Source organism: Pseudomonas sp. 3MAES_34.3B, from assembly GCF_058145875.1.
Window position 1 is genome coordinate 810,196 of record NZ_CM176960.1, and the last position, 17,785, is coordinate 827,980.

Below are 17,785 nucleotides of genomic sequence, written 5' to 3' on the forward strand. Positions count from 1 at the left end.
GATCCGGGCGGTCGATGAAGAGACGGATGCGGATATGTCGAGGCTAAAGCACGGCCTGCTCCAGGCTGCTGGATGGCTGTTTTACTTGTGTCTGCTGATGGGCCTGGCGCTCGCGCTGCCCCCATCGCTGTTCAATTCTGATTCCAAGGATTTCATTTTCCTGATTGGCGCCGTGGGTATCTGGCGCTATTCGATGGGTGCCATGCACTTCGTGCGCGGCATGCTGTTCCTTTATGTCGTCTACCCCCTGCTGCGCCGCAAGGTGATGAAGCTGGGTACTGACGCGGATCCTTCCCATGTGTTCCTGATGGTCACCAGCTTCCGTATCGACGCCAGCACCACGGCGGCCGTGTACCAGTCGGTGATCCGCGAAGCGATCGACAGCGGCTACCCCACCACCATCGTTGCGTCGCTGGTGGAAATGTCGGACGAGCTGCTGATGAAGTCCCTCTGGGCCAAGATGAACCCACCTGAGCGGGTAAGCCTGGACTTCGTGCGCATCGCCGGTACCGGCAAGCGGGACGGGTTGGCGTATGGCTTCCGCGCGATCTCGCGGCACATGCCTGATGAGCATGCGGTAGTGGCCGTGGTCGATGGCGACACCGTGCTGAACGAAGGCGTGGTGCGCAAGACCGTGCCCTGGTTCGCCCTGTGGCCGAACGTGGGTGGCCTGACCACCAACGAGTTCTGCGAAGTGCGTGGCAGCTACATCATGAGCGAGTGGCACAAGCTGCGGTTCGCCCAGCGCCACATCAACATGTGCTCCATGGCCCTGTCCAAGCGCGTGTTGACCATGACCGGCCGGATGTCCGTCTTCCGCGCCTCGGTGGTAACCGACCCGCTGTTCATCGCCGACGTGGAGAGCGACTCGCTCAAGCACTGGCGTCTGGGCACCTTCCGCTTCCTGACCGGTGACGACAAGTCCAGCTGGTTCAGCCTGATGCGCTTGGGTTACGACACCTTCTACGTGCCGGATGCGACCATCAACACGGTCGAACACCCGCCGGAGAAGAGCTTCGTCAAGGCCAGCCGCAAGCTGATGTACCGCTGGTACGGCAACAACCTGCGGCAGAACTCCCGGGCGCTGGGCCTGGGCATACGCCGCCTCGGGTTGTTCACCATGGTGGTGCTGTTCGACCAGCGTGTGTCCATGTGGACGTCCCTTCTGGGGCTGACTGCGGCCTTGATCGCGACGTTCAAGTACAGCGTCACGTTCCTGCTCGCGTACCTGCTGTGGATCGGCATCACCCGCCTGATCCTCACCATCCTGCTGTCACTCAGCGGGCACTCGGTGGGGCCGGCTTACCCGATCATTCTTTATTACAACCAGATCGTCGGCGCGCTGATGAAGATCTATGTGTTCTTCCGCCTCGACCGCCAGTCCTGGACACGGCAACCCACGTCCACGAAACGCGATCTGGCCAGTTTTCAACAATGGTTCAACACCTGGTCGTCTCGGACCATGACGTTCTCGGCAGGCAGCGTCTTCGTTGCGTTCCTGTTTGCGATCGTCTGACCAGCCCTCAATGGATTAAGTAGGAAAATTAACCATGAATACAGCCGTCAACCCCAATGTGGTCCATGAGTCCGAAGCCCAGCGCCAATTCGCACGGGTTCGCCTGCCAGCGAAGATCCGTTTCATCGGGCCGAACCGCGAAACCCAGGAAGCGAAAGTAGAAGATCTTTCCGCCGGTGGTTTCTCCTTCATGCCTAAAAAGCCGCTGGTCGAGGGCGAGATCTACCGTGGCCGCCTGATGTTCGTCATCGACAACCTGGGCCTGGGCATGGACATCGAGTTCCAGGCCCGTTCGGTCGAGGGCAGCGGCCGTGTCGGCGCACAGTTCCAGAACCTGGAACAGGCCGACATCGCTACCCTGCGTCACCTGATCACCTCTCACCTGAGCGGTGAGTTGGTCACCATGGGCGACGTGCTGGGTACCCTGCAGCGCGACAACTTCACCAAGGCCCGCAAGCGCAAGGCCGCTGGCAACGACATGTCGTTCTTCGGCCGCCTGCGCGCCGTGACCTTCAGCCTGGGGATCTTCGTCGTCGGCCTGGTGGCCTTCGGTTACATCTTCAAGTCGGTCTACAACCTGTACTTCGTCACCCACGCCGAGTCGGGTGTGGTGGCTGCGCCAGGCATGAACATCACCATGCCGCGTGACGGCACTGTATCGAGCCTGGTAGGCGCCAATGGCCTGGCTCCAAAAGGCTCGCCGCTGGCCAGCTTCAGCACCAGCATGCTGGACGTGCTCAAGGGCCACCTGGAAGAACAGGACCTGACCCCACAGAAAGTGACCGAGCTGTTCGGCAAGCAAATGACCGGCACCCTGACCTCGCCATGCGACTGCATCGTGGCTCAGCAACTGGTTGCCAACGGCCAGTACGCCAGCAAGGGTGACGTGATCTTCAACCTGGTGCCACGCAACTCCAGCGCCAACATCGAAGCCCGTTACACCTACCGCCAGATCGACGACATTCGCCCAGGCACCAAGGTTGATTTCCGTGTAGCCGGTGATGACCAGCTGCGTTCGGGCCAGGTAGTGGCTGCCACCAACCTGAAGACCGACGACCTGTCCACCGACATGCGCGTGACCATCAAGCCAGACCAGCCGCTGGACGTGAAATACGCTGGCCGCCCTGTGGATGTTTCCAGCACCCACGGCCCTTCGATCGACTGGCTGATCGACAAAGCCATGGCCCATGGCTTCTAAGTGAGCGCCAGGAGAATGAGCGTGGCTGACACTTTACGACACCTGCATCGGCCTGCCGTACTGGGCCTGGCCGTGGCCTTCGCGCTGGCTGGCTGTGCCGGCCTGCCGGACCAACGCCTTGCCCAGGAAGCCATGAAAAACGGCAACGTGGCTTTGGCGCAGCAGAACTACCAGCAGTTGGCAGACCTGGGCTATGCCGATGCCCAGGTTGGCCTGGCTGACATCTGGGTTGAAAGCGGGGATCCCGCGCAGCTGGCCAAGGCCGAGGCGACCTACCGCGCCGCCGCGCCTACTTCGCCACGCGCCGCCGCTCGCCTGGGCAAGCTTCTGGCTGCCAAGCCCAACAGCACCGAGGCCGAGCGCCACGAGGCTGAAGGGCTGCTCAAGAACTCCTTCGCCAGTGGCGAGGGCGGCACCTTGATGTCCCTGGCGCTGCTGTACATCCAGTATCCGCAAAGCTTCCCGAAGGTGAACGCGCAACAGAAGATCAACGAATGGAAGGCCGCTGGCTATCCTGAAGCGGGCCTGGCCCAGATCATCCTGTATCGCGTGCAGAACACCTACGACCAGAACCTGGCGGAAGTGGAGCGCATCTGCAAGGCTGCGCTCGATACCACCGACCTGTGCTACGTGGAACTGGCGACGGTTTACCAGAAGCAGAACCGCACGGACGACCAGGCCGCGTTGATCAAGCGCCTGCAGGACAACTTCGCCGTTGGCCGTGTGCAGCCTAACCGCGTAGACGCGGTGGCCCGCATCCTGGCCAACCCGGACCTGGGCACGCCTGATCCGAAAACCGCCCAGGCCCTGCTCGAAAGCGCCACGGGTACCTACCCTGGCGCCTACATCAGCCTGGCGCAGCTGCAATACGACTACCCCGACCTGGGCGACGTCGATCAGCTGATGGGCTACATCGACAAGGGCCACGACGCTGACCCGGCGCGTGCCGAGTTGCTGCTGGGCAAGATCTACTACGAAGGCAAGGTGGTATTGCCAGACGCCGCCAAATCCGAGGAGCACCTGAAGAAGGCGCTGCCGGATCAGGTCAGCGCCTACTACTACCTGGGCCAGATCTACCGCCGTGGCTACCTGGGCATGGTCGATCCGCAGAAGGCCGTGGATAACCTCCTGGTCGCTGCCCGCCGTGGTCAGATCAGCGCCGACTTCGCGTTGGCTCAGCTGTATTTCAACGGTCGGGGCACCGTGCCGAACCCTGTCAACGCCTACGTGTTCAGCCAGCTGGCCAAGAACCAGGCGATGCTCCAACCGCAGCCACGCCAGGAAGTACTGGACCTGGCCAAAACAATCGAAGAACAACTACCACCGCAAATGCGGGCTCAAGCCCAGCAACTGCTGCAGCAGGAAACCGCCGCTCGTGGCGCGGTTTCCGGCCAGGACAACGCCGCCGTAGCGCTGCATGCCCTGCCAGAAACAGCAGTCGGTGAGGACCAATCCCTATGATGCTCAACAAATTCATGCTGGCCGGTATCGGCCTTGGCTTTGCGACACTTTGGTCCTGCCCGACCCTGGCGGCGTTGACCGCCACCGATAACTTCGGCCTGGAAGTGAAAGTCACTGGCCAGTCCGAAGACGACCGCGACCTGGGCACCCGCTCCGGTGGCGATGTGGCGGGTGTGGGTATCGACCTGCGCCCCTGGGCCTATGGCGAATGGGGCAACTGGAGCGCGTACTTCATGGGCCAGGCCGTGGCGGCCTCGGACACCATCCAGACCGACCCGCTGTTGCAACCCGACGAGAACGTCAATGGCTCGAGCGGTAGCCGCTACTACAGCAAGGACCGTGAAGCGGACGACAGCTATCTGGCCCTGCGCGAGTTCTGGGTGGGCTACAGCCGCCTGCTCACGCCGTACCCGGGTGAATTGACCAAGTTCGGCCGCCAGCGCCTGCGCCAGGACGACGGCCAGTGGCACGACAACTACATCGAGTCGCTCACCTGGAACCTGGACACCACCCTGCTCAAGGCAGACGTGGGCGTAGGGCAGCGCTTCAGCGACTACCGCACCGACTACTCGCGCCTGTCGCTTACCGACAAGGACCGTACCCACGTGTGGGGTGATGTGTCCTACCAGTGGGCACCGAGCCAGTGGGTGGGCCTGCGCGCGCACCATGTGCATGACGATGGCGACCTGGCCAATGCCGGGGAAGAAATCGACGACCTGGACAAGACCAGCAACGGCGAGCTGACCTGGCTGGGCCTGGAAGCGACCAGCGATGCCTACAACCATCGCAATACCAACCAGATCAACTACTGGGGCAGCCTGACCTGGCTCACCGGCAATCGCGATACGTTCAACCGCACCGATACCAATGGCGTGGTTACCGCGGGCGACACCTACGGCGAGCACGTCAGTGGCTGGGCGACCGACCTGGGCGTGCGCCTGCGTCTGGACCCTCAGTGGCAAGTAGGTGCTGCCTACGCCCGCGCCAGCAAGGACTACGAGCAGAATGGCCTGCAGAGCAACCGCTCCAGCTGGACCGGTACCCGCTCGCGCATCAGCCGCTTCGGCGAAGCCTTCCAGGCTGAGCTGGCCAACGTGCAGACCGCTTCGATCTTTGCCTCCTGGGAAATGCAGGAAGACTACGACGCCAGCCTGATCTACCACCGCTTCTGGCGTGTGGACGGCAGCTCGCCGATCGGCGGCAGCAACATCAACGCGGCGTACGAATCCACGGACGCCACCAGCGGTGACGTATCGCTGTCCACCTTGCCGCTCAACGATGGCGAGAAAGACCTGGGCCAAGAAATGGACCTGGTTGTGACCAAGTACTTCAAGCAGGGCCTGCTGCCCGCCAGCCTGAGCCAGTCGTTCGACGAACCGTCCGCGCTGGTGCGCTTGCGCGCCGGTGTGTTCAAGCCCGGCGATGCCTATGCCGGTGGCGTGGACAATTACATGCATCGCGCCATCGTCGACGTCATCTGGCGTTTCTGATGGGTACCGCCAAGGGAGTGCAATGAGATGAAGCATTCATACAGCAAGGTGCGGCCGCAGGTGCGCAAGCACGCCTGGCCAGTCGCTGTGCTGGCCGGAGCACTGCTGATCGCCGGTGGCTCCGCCCTGGCCGCTACCGCGCCTGCGACCCAGGCGGTGGTGAAAGCCGGTACCACCAAGGAACTGCAGGCCGCGCAGAACTACAGCGTGGCCAGCGCGCCCACCGAGCCCCTGGACCTGGCGCCGCCCAAGCTGCCCGACCTGAGCGGTTATACCGCCCAGGCCGCGCATGCCAAGGTGGACCGCAGCAAAAAGGGCAAGGTGAACATGCGCCGTATGATGCAGGAGCTTCCGCTCAAGGCGTTCATCGGCGGTGACAACAAGATGATGGCGTGGGTTGGCAAGCAGCGCGGTATTCCGCAGGCCATCTTCATCGATGACGGCTACGTCAACTTCGCTGACCTGAGCAAAACCGTACCCAAGCAATACCTGCGCGAAACTTCGCCAGGCGTGTGGCTGGCACGGGTGCCGATCGTGGTCGCTCACAAGGGCACGCTGGAGATCGACGGTCGCGTGAAAGAGCTGCGCCTGTCCCAGGACGGTGGTTCGTTCATCGTCAACGACGGCAAGCTGTTCACCTTCGATACCAAGGTGACCGGCTGGAGCGAAGCGAAGAACGACCAGGCCTGGTTCAAGGAAAAGGATGAGTTCCGTCCGTTCCTGGTGAGCTGGGGCGGCACCGAGACCTACATCGTCAATACCGAAATGAAAAGCTTCGGTTACAACGAGAGTAAGTCTTACGGTGTGAGTATTTCCCAGTACACCCCGAGCATGAAGGCGCAGATGGGCCGTAGCGAACCTACGGGCTGGATCATCGGCTCCACCTTCTCGGACATGTGGTACGGCTACTACTGCTACGAAACCCAGGGCTTCGTGGTGAAGAGCAACACCTACCACGACAACATCATCTACGGCATCGACCCCCACGACCGTTCCCACGGCCTGATCATTGCCGACAACACGGTGTACGGGACGAAGAAGAAGCACGGGATCATCGTTTCCCGCGAGGTGAACGACAGCTTCATCATCAACAACCGCAGCTACGACAACCACCTTTCAGGTGTGGTGCTCGACCGTAACAGCGTGGGCAACCTGGTGGCTTACAACGAGATCTATCAGAACCACACCGACGGCATCACCTTGTACGAAAGCGGGGACAACCTGCTGTGGGGCAACAAGCTGGTGGCCAACAAGCGTCACGGCATCCGCGTGCGCAACAGCACCAACATCCGCCTGTACGAAAACATGGCGATGGGCAACGGGCTGACTGGCGTATACGGCCACATCAAGGACCTCAGCGATACCGACCGCGACATCGCCCTGGACCCGTTCGACGCCGAAGTGTCGATGATCGTGGTTGGCGGCGAGCTGTCCGGTAACGGCACCAACCCGCTGGCGATCGACTCCCCGCTGAGTATCGAGCTGTATCGCGTAGCGATGCTGGCCCCGACCAAGCAGGGTGGCATCAGCCTGACGGGGATCCTGGGTGATCACCAAACCGAAATTCTGGACCTGCTGATTCGCCAGAAAAAAGCAGTGTTGATCGACCCGGTCGAGAAACAGACAGACATGGCGCAGGATTAAGGACCATTTCCATGCATTCACATTTGATCAAGCTGCTCAGCCTGTCGGGCCTGGCCGCCGCCCTGTATGCCGCAGGGAGCGCGCAGGCCGCTGAAGTGCAGCCGCCTACGTTCACCGCGCAGCCGTGCTGCCAGCTGTGCCCTGCCGCAGCGGATGCGAAGAACTACGTAACCCGGTACCAGAAGAACTTCACCACCCTGATCAAGGGGGAGGGCGACTGGCTGTTCCGTACCGTGGAAGACCTGCGCACCGAGTTCAAGACGTCGCCCGAAGGCTACCGTCGCATGAAAGAACTGCACGACGCCTTCAAGGCCCGCGGCGTAGAAGTGGTGATTGTGTACCAGCCCACCCGTGGCCTGGTGGACCGCGCGCACATGCTGCCGGCCGACCGCGAGCGCTTCGACTACAACACGGCGCTGAAGAACTACAAGGACATGCTGGGCCGCTTCCAGGCCATGGGCTACCACGTACCCGACCTGTCGCCGCTCACCAACGAGCAACAGGCGCATGACTTCTACTTCCGCGGCGACCAGCACTGGACGCCGTATGGCGCCGAGCGCACCGCGAAGATCGTGGCCGAAACCATGAAGAAGGTGCCGGGCTACGCCAGCATTCCGAAGAAAGAGTACGAGACCAAGGTCTCCGGGCGCATGGGCAAGACCGGTACCCTGCAGAACATGGCAGGCCAGCTGTGCAACAGCAGCTATGCCATCCAGTACATGGACACCTTCACCACCGAGCCCAAGGGCGAGGCTGGCGACGGCGACCTGTTTGGCGACACCGCCAGCCCGGACGTGACCCTGGTGGGTACCAGCCACAGCGGCAAGAACTACAACTTCGCCGGCTTCCTGCAGCAGTACAGCGGTGCCGACGTGCTGAACGTTGCGTTCCCGGGCGGTGGTTTCGAAGGCTCGATGCTCGAATATCTGGGCAGCGAAGAGTTCCAGAAGAAGCCGCCGAAGATCCTGGTGTGGGAATTCTCCCCGCTGTACCCGCTGGACCAGGAAACCATCTATCGCCAGATGATGGCGCTGATGGGCAACGGTTGCGAAGGCAAGCCGGCAGAGCTCGCCGGCAGTGGCGTGGTCAAGCCCAACCAGACCACCGAACTGCTGGTCAACGGCCAGAACGGTATCAAGGACCTGGAAAACTGGAATCATCAGGTTGACATCAAGTTCGCCGACCCTTCGGTGAAAGACCTCAAGGCAACGCTCTGGTACATGAACGGCCGCCACGAGGACATCAAGATCGAGAAACCGACCACTTCCGATACGGATGGGCGCTTCGCCTTCGAGCTGCGCGATGACACGGACTGGCCGAAGATGAACCTGCTGGCTGTGGAAATCCACGGGCCGGAAGACGCCAAAGTCGGGCCGCAGAAGGTTGAAGCGAAGATCTGCAAACGCAACGTGTTCCCCGGTGTTGCCACGCGCAACGCACAAGCCGGGCTCTGAGGGCTGAATGCATATGTTGACTTCTCGTCTTACCCCCCGGGCCGCTCGCCGCTTGCTGGCGCCGGCCTTGCTGGGCCTTGCCATGTTCGGCTCTGCGGCGCACGCCGCAGGCCTGGTGCCACCTCAGGGATACTACGAGGCCATCGAGAAGCCAGGGAAAGGCGGAGATTTCCAGTGCCCGGCGGTGCCGGCCCCGTTCACCGGCTCGCTGCAGTTCCGCAGCAAGTACGAAGGTTCGGACAAGGCGCGCGCCACCCTGAACAAAGATTCGGAAGAAGCCTTCCGTGATGCCACCAAGCCGATCACCACGCTGGAGCGTGGCATCAGCAAACAAGTGATGCAGTTCATGCGCGACGGCAAGCCGGCCGAGCTGGACTGCACGCTGCAGTGGCTGGGCACTTGGGCGGACGCCAATGCGCTGATGTCGAAAGACTTCAACCACACCGGCAAATCCATGCGCAAATGGGCACTGGGCAGCATGTCGTCCTCGTACCTGCGGCTCAAGTTCTCCGAGTCTCACCCGTTGCAGGGCCACGAGGCGCAAACCCAGAAGATCGAAGCCTGGTTCAGCCGCATGGCCGATCAGGTGGTGAGCGACTGGAGCAACCTGCCGCTGGAACAGATCAACAACCACTCCTACTGGGCCGCGTGGTCGGTGATGGCGACGTCCATCGTCACCAACCGGCGCGACCTGTTCGACTGGTCGGTGAAGGAGTTCAAGGTGGCAGCCAGCCAGGTGGACAACCAGGGCTTCCTGCCAAACGAACTCAAGCGCAAGCAGCGCGCGCTGGCCTATCACAACTACGCCTTGCCGCCGCTGGCCATGATCGCCAGCTTCGCCCAGGCCAATGGTGTGGACCTGCGTCCGGAAAACAACGGCGCCCTCAAGCGCCTGGGTGACCGGGTATTGGAAGGCTCGAAGGCGCCGGAAGAGTTCGCGCAGAAAAACGGCGAAACCCAGGACATGACCGATCTCAAGATCGACAGCAAGTATGCCTGGCTCGAACCCTACTGCACGCTCTACGACTGCACCCCGGACACCATCGCGCGCAAGCGGCAGATGGAACCGTTCAAGACCTTCCGCCTCGGCGGCGACCTGACCCGCACGTTCGACCCTCAACATGAAAAAGGGGAGAAGGGCGGCAAGGGTGACAACGACGACGACGGGCTCTGACAGGCCCGGCTGGTCGCGTGTATGCGGAAGGGGGCAGTTAAGGCGTCTGCCCCCTTCGCACTTTCCCCTTGGCTTCGGCCGGGGGGGTATGGGGGGGCTATAGCGGCTCCCAGTGTAGGAAAAACAAGGAGAGATCGGGATGGTTTTCTCATCCAACGTGTTCCTGTTCCTGTTCATGCCGATCTTCTTCGGCTTGTACTATCTGAGCGGAACGCGCTATCGCAACTTGCTGCTGCTGGTGGCGAGCTATGTGTTCTACGCCTGGTGGCGCGTCGATTTTCTCGCGCTGTTCGCCGCCGTGACCCTGTGGAACTACTTCATTGGCCTTCGCATCGGCGCCAACGGCGTGCGAACGAAAACCTCCCAGCGCTGGCTGCTGCTGGGCGTCGGGGTAGACCTGATCGTTCTGGGCTACTTCAAGTACGCCAACTTCGGCGTGGACAGCCTGAACCAGATCATCACCTCGTTCGGCCTTGAGCCGTTCATCCTCACGCACATCATTTTGCCGATCGGTATTTCGTTCTATACGTTCGAGTCCATCAGCTACATCATCGACGTGTACCGCGGCGACACCCCGGCCACCCGCAACCTGATCGACTTTGCGGCGTTCGTGGCTATTTTCCCGCATTTGATCGCCGGCCCCGTACTGCGTTTCAAGGACCTGGTGGACCAGTTCAACCACCGCACGCACACCCTGGATAAATTCTCCGAAGGCGCGACGCGCTTCATGCAGGGCTTTATCAAGAAGGTATTCATCGCCGACACCATTGCGGTAGTGGCGGACCATTCCTTCGCGCTAACAGACCCCACCACGGGCGACGCCTGGCTGGGGGCACTGGCCTACACCGCGCAGCTGTACTTCGACTTCTCCGGCTACAGCGACATGGCCATCGGCCTGGGCCTGATGATGGGCTTCCGCTTCATGGAGAACTTCAAGCAGCCCTACGTCAGCCAGTCCATCACCGAGTTCTGGCGGCGCTGGCACATCAGCCTGTCCACCTGGCTGCGCGACTACCTCTATATCACCCTGGGCGGTAACCGCGGCGGCACCTTCGCCACGTACCGCAACCTGTTCCTCACCATGCTGCTTGGCGGCCTGTGGCACGGGGCGAACTTCACCTACATCATCTGGGGCATGTGGCATGGCCTGTGGCTGGCCATCGAGCGCGCATTGAATATCGATGCCGCCCCTCGCCGGTTCAACCCGGTCAAGTGGATCTTCACCTTCCTGCTGGTGGTACTGGGCTGGGTGATCTTCCGTTCCGAGAACATGCATGTGGCGATGCGCATGTATCACGCCATGTTCAGCTTCGGTGAGTGGCAGTTGTCCGAGCTCAACAGCGCCAGCCTCACCGGCCTGCAAGTCGCTACCTTGATCGTCGCGTACATCACCATGGCCTTCTTTGGCCTGCGTGACTTCTATTACGCACCGATCAACGCCCGCGCCCAGAAAGCCGCTGCCCAGCAAGCCAGCGTCGAGGCCAATGGCCCCGCCACCGCGCAACCTGGCCAGATCAAGGCCGTACCAGGCGATCAGCCCGCCATCGTGCAGGCGCATTCGGCGGGGCATCAGGTGCAAGCGGCGTACTGGGTCGCTGACTGGCCGCGCTACCTCATGCGTACGCTGGTTCTGCTGTTGTTCGTGGCTTCGATCCTGAAGCTGTCGGCGCAGAGCTTCTCGCCTTTCCTTTACTTCCAGTTCTGAGCGAGCCGCCCATGACACGTTCATTACGCATTCTCTACATCGCGATCTTCTTCGGCATTCTGGTGCTGATGGGGCTCTGGTCTCTGGTGTCGTTTGGCAGCTTCGAGCGAACGGCCCAGATGACCTTCCTTAATGGCAAGCTGACCAAGGCCGTGGAAACCCACTACGACGAAGAGTTTCCGATCAAGCGCCTGGGCACCAACCTGTGGGCGGCGGTGGACTACAAGCTGTTCCATGAAGGCCGCCCTGGGGTAGTGCTGGGCAAGGACCAATGGCTGTTCACCGACGAGGAGTTCAAGCCGGTTGCCAACGGGGATCAGATCGAGAAGGAAAACTTCGAGCTGATCCGCGGCGTGCGCGACCGTTTGCAACAACAAGGCATCAAGCTGGTGATGGCGATCATTCCTGCCAAAGCCCGTTTGTATCCAGAGCACTTTGGCGACACTCAGCCTGCCAGCATGCACAAGGACCTGTATGAACAGTTCCATGCGCAAGCGCAGCAGGCAGGTATCTTTGCTCCGGATCTGATGACCCCACTACAGCAGGCCAAGCAAACCGGTCAAGTGTTCCTGCGCACCGATACGCACTGGACACCCCTGGGCGCGGAAGTTGTAGCACGTAATATTGGCGCCGCTATTTCGGCACATTCGCCAATTAATACCACGCCGGTTCAATATGTAACCGAGGCAGAGCAGCCCAAGCCGTATAAAGGTGACCTCACATCTTTCCTGCCGCTCGACCCACTGTTCACAAATTTGCTTCCGCAGCCAGATAGTTTGCAACAAAAGACAACTCGCGCTGTCGAAGGCGCTGTGGAGAGCGAGGATGCCCTCTTCAGTGACGCCGAAGTTCCGGTGGGCCTGGTAGGTACGAGCTACAGCGCCAACCCGCACTGGAACTTCCTGGGCGCACTGCGCGAGTCGTTGCACAGCGATGTCGTGAACTATGCCGAGGAAGGCCATGGTCCGATCTTGCCGATGCTCAAATACTTGCAGAGCGACGGCTTCAAGAATAACCCACCGCAAGTTCTCGTTTGGGAATTCCCCGAGCGTTACTTGCCGATGAAGAATGATCTCAGCGGCTTCGACCCTGCGTGGGTCGCGGAACTGAAGAAAACTCAAGACAGCAATCAGAATCTGGCCGTTGGCCAGAACAACTGAAATTTTTAAATAAACGGCGCACGTTTCATATCAGCCGAGAGGAACGCACATGACCGCAAAGACTTTGAAGACTGCCCTTCGTACTTCCCGTATCGCCAAGGCCTGTGCACTGGCCGTAGGGTTTGGTCTGCTGTCCACCCAGGCCTTCGCGGCCGGTGACGGCGCGCTGTACGGTCCAACCGCGCCCAAAGGCTCTGCATTTGTACGGGTATATAACGCCAGCAACCAGGAAGTGACTTCCACCATCGGTACTGGCAAGCCTTCGGAAATCGCCCCGCTGGGCAGCAACGATTTCGAGTTCATGCCTGGCGGCCAGTACACCGCCAAGCTGGGTAGCGAAAGCCTGCCGGTAAACCTGGCCGGCGACCATTACTACACCATCGTGAAGAGCGCTTCCGGTACTTCCAAACTGGTTGAAGAAAAAGCGTTCAACAACAAGCAGAAAGCCCTGGTGCGCGTGCAAAACCTGAGCGACAAGCCGCTCGCGCTGAAAACATCCGATGGCAAGGAAGTGATTCCAGCCGTTGCTCCTAACGCCAGTGGCGACCGTGAAATCAACCCGGTCAAAGTTACTTTCGCGCTGTTCGACGGTGCCAACAAGGTCAAGGACCTTCCAGCGGTCACGCTGGAGCGCGGCGACGCCACGGTCCTGTATGTGACCGGCCAAGGCAGCAGCTTGAACCCTGTATGGGTCAAGCGCCCTGTTTCCACCCGCTGATCGCGGGGGTTGCGCGGCCGCCAGCACGGCGGCCGGCATGGAACAACAAGTAGACGAAGCGGTAGAACAACACAGTCATCTCATTACGTAATTCTTGGAGAAACACTATGATTCCGGTGATCTTGTCAGGTGGTAGCGGCTCCCGTCTCTGGCCGCTTTCGCGCAAGCAGTTCCCGAAGCAATTCCTGGCGCTGACGGGTGAGCACACGCTCTTCCAACAAACCCTGGAACGTCTGGTGTTCGAAGGCATGGATAAGCCATTGGTGGTCTGCAACAAGGACCACAAGTTCATCGTCAACGAACAGCTGTCGGCCCTCAAGCTGGAAACCCAAGGCATCCTGCTCGAGCCCTTCGGCCGCAACACCGCCCCCGCCGTAGCGCTGGCCGCGATGAAGCTGGTTAACGAAGGCCGTGACGACCTGATGCTGGTGCTGCCAGCCGACCACGTGATCGAAGACCAGAAAGCCCTGCAACGTGCCCTGGCCCTGGCCACCGTGGCTGCCGAGCGTGGCGAGATGGTGCTGTTCGGTGTGCCGGCAACCCGTCCGGAAACCGGCTACGGCTACATCAAATCCACCAACGACGCCCTGCTGCCAGAAGGCGTGAGCCGCGTGTCCCACTTCGTAGAGAAGCCGGACGAAAAACGCGCCCAGGAGTTCGTCGACGTAGGCGGCTACTTCTGGAACAGCGGTATGTTCCTGTTCCGCGCCAGCCGCTTCCTGGAAGAGCTGAAAAAGCACGATCCGGACATCTACGACAACTGCCTGCTCACCCTCGAGCGCAGCAAGCGTGATGGCGACAACATCGAGATCGAAGAAGCCAGCTTCGCCTGCTGCCCGGACAACTCCATCGACTACGCCGTGATGGAAAAAACCCAGCGCGCCTGCGTGGTGCCGCTGACCGCCGGCTGGAGCGACGTAGGCTGCTGGAACTCCCTGTGGGAAGTTCACGCCAAGGACGCCAATGGCAACGTCACCAAGGGCGACGTAGTCATCCAGGACAGCCGCAACTGCATGATCCACGGCAACGGCAAGCTGGTGTCGGTGATCGGCCTGGAAAATATCGTGGTGGTAGAAACCCGCGACGCCATGATGATTGCGCACAAGGACAAGGTCCAGGGCGTGAAAAACATGGTTGCCACCCTGAACGACATGGGCCGCAGCGAAACCCAGAACCACTGTGAAGTGTACCGCCCATGGGGCTCGTACGACTCCGTGGACCAGGGCGGCCGCTTCCAGGTCAAGCACATCACCGTCAAGCCGGGCGCGTGCCTGTCGCTGCAGATGCACCACCACCGCGCCGAGCACTGGATCGTGGTATCCGGTACCGCTGAAGTGACCTGCGACGAGAACGTGTTCCTGCTGACCGAGAACCAGTCGACCTACATCCCGATCGCCTCGGTTCACCGCCTGCGCAACCCGGGCAAGATCCCGCTCGAGCTGATCGAAGTTCAATCGGGCAGCTACCTGGGCGAAGACGACATCGAGCGCTTCGAAGACATCTACGGCCGCTCCAGCGCTACCCCGGTTGGCGTTTCCGTGAAGTCCATCACTCAGTAACTGCAGGAACCGGGCCGGCCATCCGGCCAGGCCCGGGAACCAGGTCAACAAGAGGCCCCGCGCCAAGCCCCCTGTGGCTTGCCGCGGGGCCTTTTGCGTTACACTGGCGGCCTGTTTTTCGAAGGAGCGGGCGCATGCTCACCCACCTGGATTCCCAAGGCCGCGCCAACATGGTGGACGTCACCGCCAAGGCCGTCACCGAGCGCGAGGCCATCGCCGAGGCCCGCGTGCGCATGCAGCCGGCCACCCTGCAGATGATCGTCGAAGGTGCTCATCCCAAGGGCGACGTGTTCGCCGTAGCCCGCATTGCTGGCATACAGGCGGCGAAGAAAACCAGTGACCTCATTCCCCTCTGCCATCCCCTGATGCTTACCAGCGTGAAGGTAGAGCTGAGCGGGGAGGGCGCCGACACCGTGCTGATCCGGGCCCGCTGCAAGCTGGCGGGCCAGACCGGTGTGGAAATGGAAGCGTTGACGGCCGCGAGCATCGCAGCGCTGACCATCTACGACATGTGCAAGGCCGTGGACAAGGGCATGGTGATCGAAGCCGTGCGGCTGCTTGAAAAGCGCGGTGGCAAAAGTGGGGATTTTCAGGCGGCGCCACTATGAAGCTGACCGTGTTGTACTTCGCACGCTTCCGGGAAGCCATGGGGCGTGACGCTGAGCAGGTCGAGGGTGAGTTTCCTACCCTGGAAGCGCTCAGGGCCTTCCTGGTAAACAAGGGCGGGCATGACGTGCTGGCCGAGGCTAACCTCATGTGCGCCCGTAACGAGGAGCTGTGCAGCCTCGCAGAGCCGTTGCAGGACGGTGACGAGGTCGCTTTCTTCCCCACCGTTACCGGGGGCTGAGATGGCTATTCGTGTGTTGCCTACGGCCTTCGACCCGGGCTTGGAACTCAACGCAGTGCACCAGCGCCAGCTGGGCATAGGGGCGGTGGTGAGCTTCACCGGCTATGTGCGGGATTTCAACGACGGCAAGAACGTCGCCGGGCTGTTTCTGGAGCACTACCCGGGCATGACCGAAAAGGCGCTGGGTAGCATTGAGCGAGAGGCCCGGGAGCGCTGGCCGCTGTTGAACGTAGAGGTGATTCACCGGGTGGGCGACTTGCCTCCGGGAGAGCCTATCGTGTTCGTGGCCTGTGCCAGCGCCCATCGGCAGGCCGCGTTCGAGGCCTGCGAATTCATCATGGATTACCTGAAAACCCGAGCGCCGTTCTGGAAAAAGGAAACCACCCCCGACGGCCCCCGCTGGGTGGAAGGCCGCCATAGCGACCAGCAAGCCGCCGAGCGGTGGTGACCCTCAGGAGGCCCAGGCTGGGCTTCTGGCTTGGATGATGACTGTTGGCACCAGGCACCTGTAGGAAGCAACTGTCTTCGCGGTTTTCTTAAGCCCTTATTCGCGAGCTCCGCCTATGGCTCCGCCCGTCTTGTATGGTAGTACTTGAAGGGAGGAGGAGGGACAACGCCCGATTCTGACTGTTAGCCGCAGTACAGACCGTGGGAGATATCGCCCCTCCTCCTTTCACCCAAGCGCCGATAGAGAATGCTTTGGCTCGACCAACGATAGGAACAAGCTTGCGCCTCTGGGTGGCCCTTCAAGTGCTTCAGACCATATCCCGGAGATAAGCTCATGGCAATGCGCGCTTGCGTCTTACAACCGATCGTGGGCGTCGATGTCGCCAAGGCCGAACTGGTGATCTATCACGCTGCCGAAGAACAGCTCGTCACCATCCCCAATACCAAGGCCGCCATCAAGAAATGGCTCAAGGCGTTGCCAGCCAATGTGGCAGTCGCCATTGAAGCCACCAACATTTACCACCTTGAATTCTGCGACCTGGCACACGAATCGGGCTGCACTATTTACATGGTCGGCGGGTATGAACTCAGCCATTACCGTAAAGGGGTGGGTGTCCGTGCCAAAACCGACCCGCTGGACGCTCGGCTGTTGGCGCGCTACCTCAAGAACGAGGGCGATGACCTGCATCCCTGGGTGCCACCTACGCCGCTTTACCGCAGGCTGCTCAGCCTGTTTCGCCGGCGCGCCGCGTTGGTTGCCGCGCGAGTCGCCCTGGTACAGAGCTGGTCGAACGAGCCCCTGCTGAAAGCCGCGTTCGCAAGCCATGTGAAAGCGATGTTGAAGCTCGAAGCGCTGGTTGAGAAAACCATCAAGGACCTCCTCACGGAGGTCGGCTTGCTTGGTCAAATAAAACGCTGCATGAAAGTGGAAGGCATCGGGTTTCTGACTGCCGCCCGCCTGATGGCCAGCTTTCAGCGAGGCCACTTCAGAAGTTCTGATGCGTTCATCGCGTTTCTGGGAATCGACCTGCGTGTTTCGAGCTCCGGCCAGAAGGATGGCCGCCGCTCGTTAAGCAAGCGCGGCGACTCGGAAGTCCGCCGGTTGCTGCATAACGCGGCCATGGCAGCGAGCCGCACTGGCGCCTGGAAGGCCTGGTACGAAGCACGCAAGGCTCGAGGCTTCAGCACAACCGCAGCATTGGTGATGTTGGCGCGCAAGCTTGCCCGGGTAGTGTTCGCTTTGCTCAAGGACCAGAGTGAGTACCAGGCCAAAGCGGTGTAAAGGGTGAGGTAAGCCGCAAAGGGAATGAGCTCGGCGGTGCGCCAATTCACAGGCTTCGCCGGACGGCCGGCCCCCAGCTCCCACAGGGGCCGCGCTTGCCTTGCTGATAGGCCTGCCTTTGCCTTGGCGG

Annotated in this window: 15 protein-coding genes; all 15 read left to right on the forward strand. The window is 61.1% G+C overall.

Annotated elements, in window-relative coordinates; all coding sequences use genetic code 11:
* Positions 1–34 precede the first annotated feature (34 nt).
* The 15 genes from alg8 (at position 35) to AC3Z8Y_RS03690 (ending at position 17,655) form a co-directional block, all read left to right on the forward strand.
* Positions 35–1,516, forward strand: coding sequence for a mannuronan synthase (gene alg8 / locus AC3Z8Y_RS03620; protein ID WP_490088497.1), 1,482 nt, complete (start codon positions 35–37; stop codon positions 1,514–1,516).
* A 34-nt stretch (positions 1,517–1,550) separates the two neighbouring features.
* A complete protein-coding gene (locus tag AC3Z8Y_RS03625; RefSeq protein WP_490088498.1) occupies positions 1,551–2,714 on the forward strand; it encodes a PilZ domain-containing protein in 1,164 nt (387 codons plus the stop codon).
* A 15-nt stretch (positions 2,715–2,729) separates the two neighbouring features.
* On the forward strand, positions 2,730–4,175 hold the full coding sequence (locus AC3Z8Y_RS03630; protein ID WP_490088499.1) for an alginate biosynthesis protein AlgK: 1,446 nt from the start codon (positions 2,730–2,732) through the stop codon (positions 4,173–4,175).
* Positions 4,172–5,665, forward strand: a complete 1,494-nt coding sequence (locus AC3Z8Y_RS03635) for an alginate export family protein (RefSeq protein WP_490088500.1) — start codon at positions 4,172–4,174, stop codon at positions 5,663–5,665. Before AC3Z8Y_RS03630 ends, AC3Z8Y_RS03635 begins: the two co-directional genes overlap by 4 nt.
* A gap of 27 nt (positions 5,666–5,692) precedes the next feature.
* Positions 5,693–7,309, forward strand: coding sequence for a mannuronan 5-epimerase AlgG (algG, locus tag AC3Z8Y_RS03640; protein ID WP_181121833.1), 1,617 nt, complete (start codon positions 5,693–5,695; stop codon positions 7,307–7,309).
* 11 nt (positions 7,310–7,320) lie between these two features.
* A complete protein-coding gene (locus AC3Z8Y_RS03645) occupies positions 7,321–8,763 on the forward strand; it encodes an alginate O-acetyltransferase (RefSeq protein WP_490088501.1) in 1,443 nt (480 codons plus the stop codon).
* A 13-nt stretch (positions 8,764–8,776) separates the two neighbouring features.
* Positions 8,777–9,937, forward strand: coding sequence for a mannuronate-specific alginate lyase (locus AC3Z8Y_RS03650; RefSeq protein WP_490088502.1), 1,161 nt, complete (start codon positions 8,777–8,779; stop codon positions 9,935–9,937).
* Between the two features lie 139 nt (positions 9,938–10,076).
* Positions 10,077–11,642: an MBOAT family O-acyltransferase gene (locus tag AC3Z8Y_RS03655; protein ID WP_490088503.1), complete on the forward strand. Its 1,566-nt coding sequence runs from the start codon at positions 10,077–10,079 to the stop codon at positions 11,640–11,642.
* 11 nt (positions 11,643–11,653) lie between these two features.
* Positions 11,654–12,802 (forward strand): alginate O-acetyltransferase, encoded by a 1,149-nt coding sequence (locus AC3Z8Y_RS03660; RefSeq protein WP_490088504.1) that lies wholly within the window; start codon positions 11,654–11,656, stop codon positions 12,800–12,802.
* Positions 12,803–12,851: 49 nt separating this feature from the next.
* A complete protein-coding gene (locus tag AC3Z8Y_RS03665) occupies positions 12,852–13,520 on the forward strand; it encodes an alginate O-acetyltransferase AlgF (protein ID WP_490088505.1) in 669 nt (222 codons plus the stop codon).
* 107 nt (positions 13,521–13,627) lie between these two features.
* A complete protein-coding gene (locus AC3Z8Y_RS03670) occupies positions 13,628–15,079 on the forward strand; it encodes a mannose-1-phosphate guanylyltransferase/mannose-6-phosphate isomerase (protein ID WP_181117088.1) in 1,452 nt (483 codons plus the stop codon).
* Positions 15,080–15,213: 134 nt separating this feature from the next.
* Positions 15,214–15,687 carry a cyclic pyranopterin monophosphate synthase MoaC gene (gene moaC, locus AC3Z8Y_RS03675; RefSeq protein WP_490088506.1) on the forward strand — a complete coding sequence of 158 codons (474 nt, stop codon included), beginning with the start codon at positions 15,214–15,216 and terminating at the stop codon, positions 15,685–15,687.
* Positions 15,684–15,926 carry a MoaD/ThiS family protein gene (locus tag AC3Z8Y_RS03680; RefSeq protein ID WP_490088507.1) on the forward strand — a complete coding sequence of 81 codons (243 nt, stop codon included), beginning with the start codon at positions 15,684–15,686 and terminating at the stop codon, positions 15,924–15,926. Before moaC ends, AC3Z8Y_RS03680 begins: the two co-directional genes overlap by 4 nt.
* Before the next feature lies 1 nt (position 15,927).
* Positions 15,928–16,374 (forward strand): molybdopterin synthase catalytic subunit MoaE, encoded by a 447-nt coding sequence (gene moaE / locus AC3Z8Y_RS03685; RefSeq protein ID WP_490088508.1) that lies wholly within the window; start codon positions 15,928–15,930, stop codon positions 16,372–16,374.
* A 333-nt stretch (positions 16,375–16,707) separates the two neighbouring features.
* A complete protein-coding gene (locus tag AC3Z8Y_RS03690; protein ID WP_490086267.1) occupies positions 16,708–17,655 on the forward strand; it encodes an IS110 family transposase in 948 nt (315 codons plus the stop codon).
* The last annotated feature ends 130 nt before the right edge of the window (positions 17,656–17,785 follow it).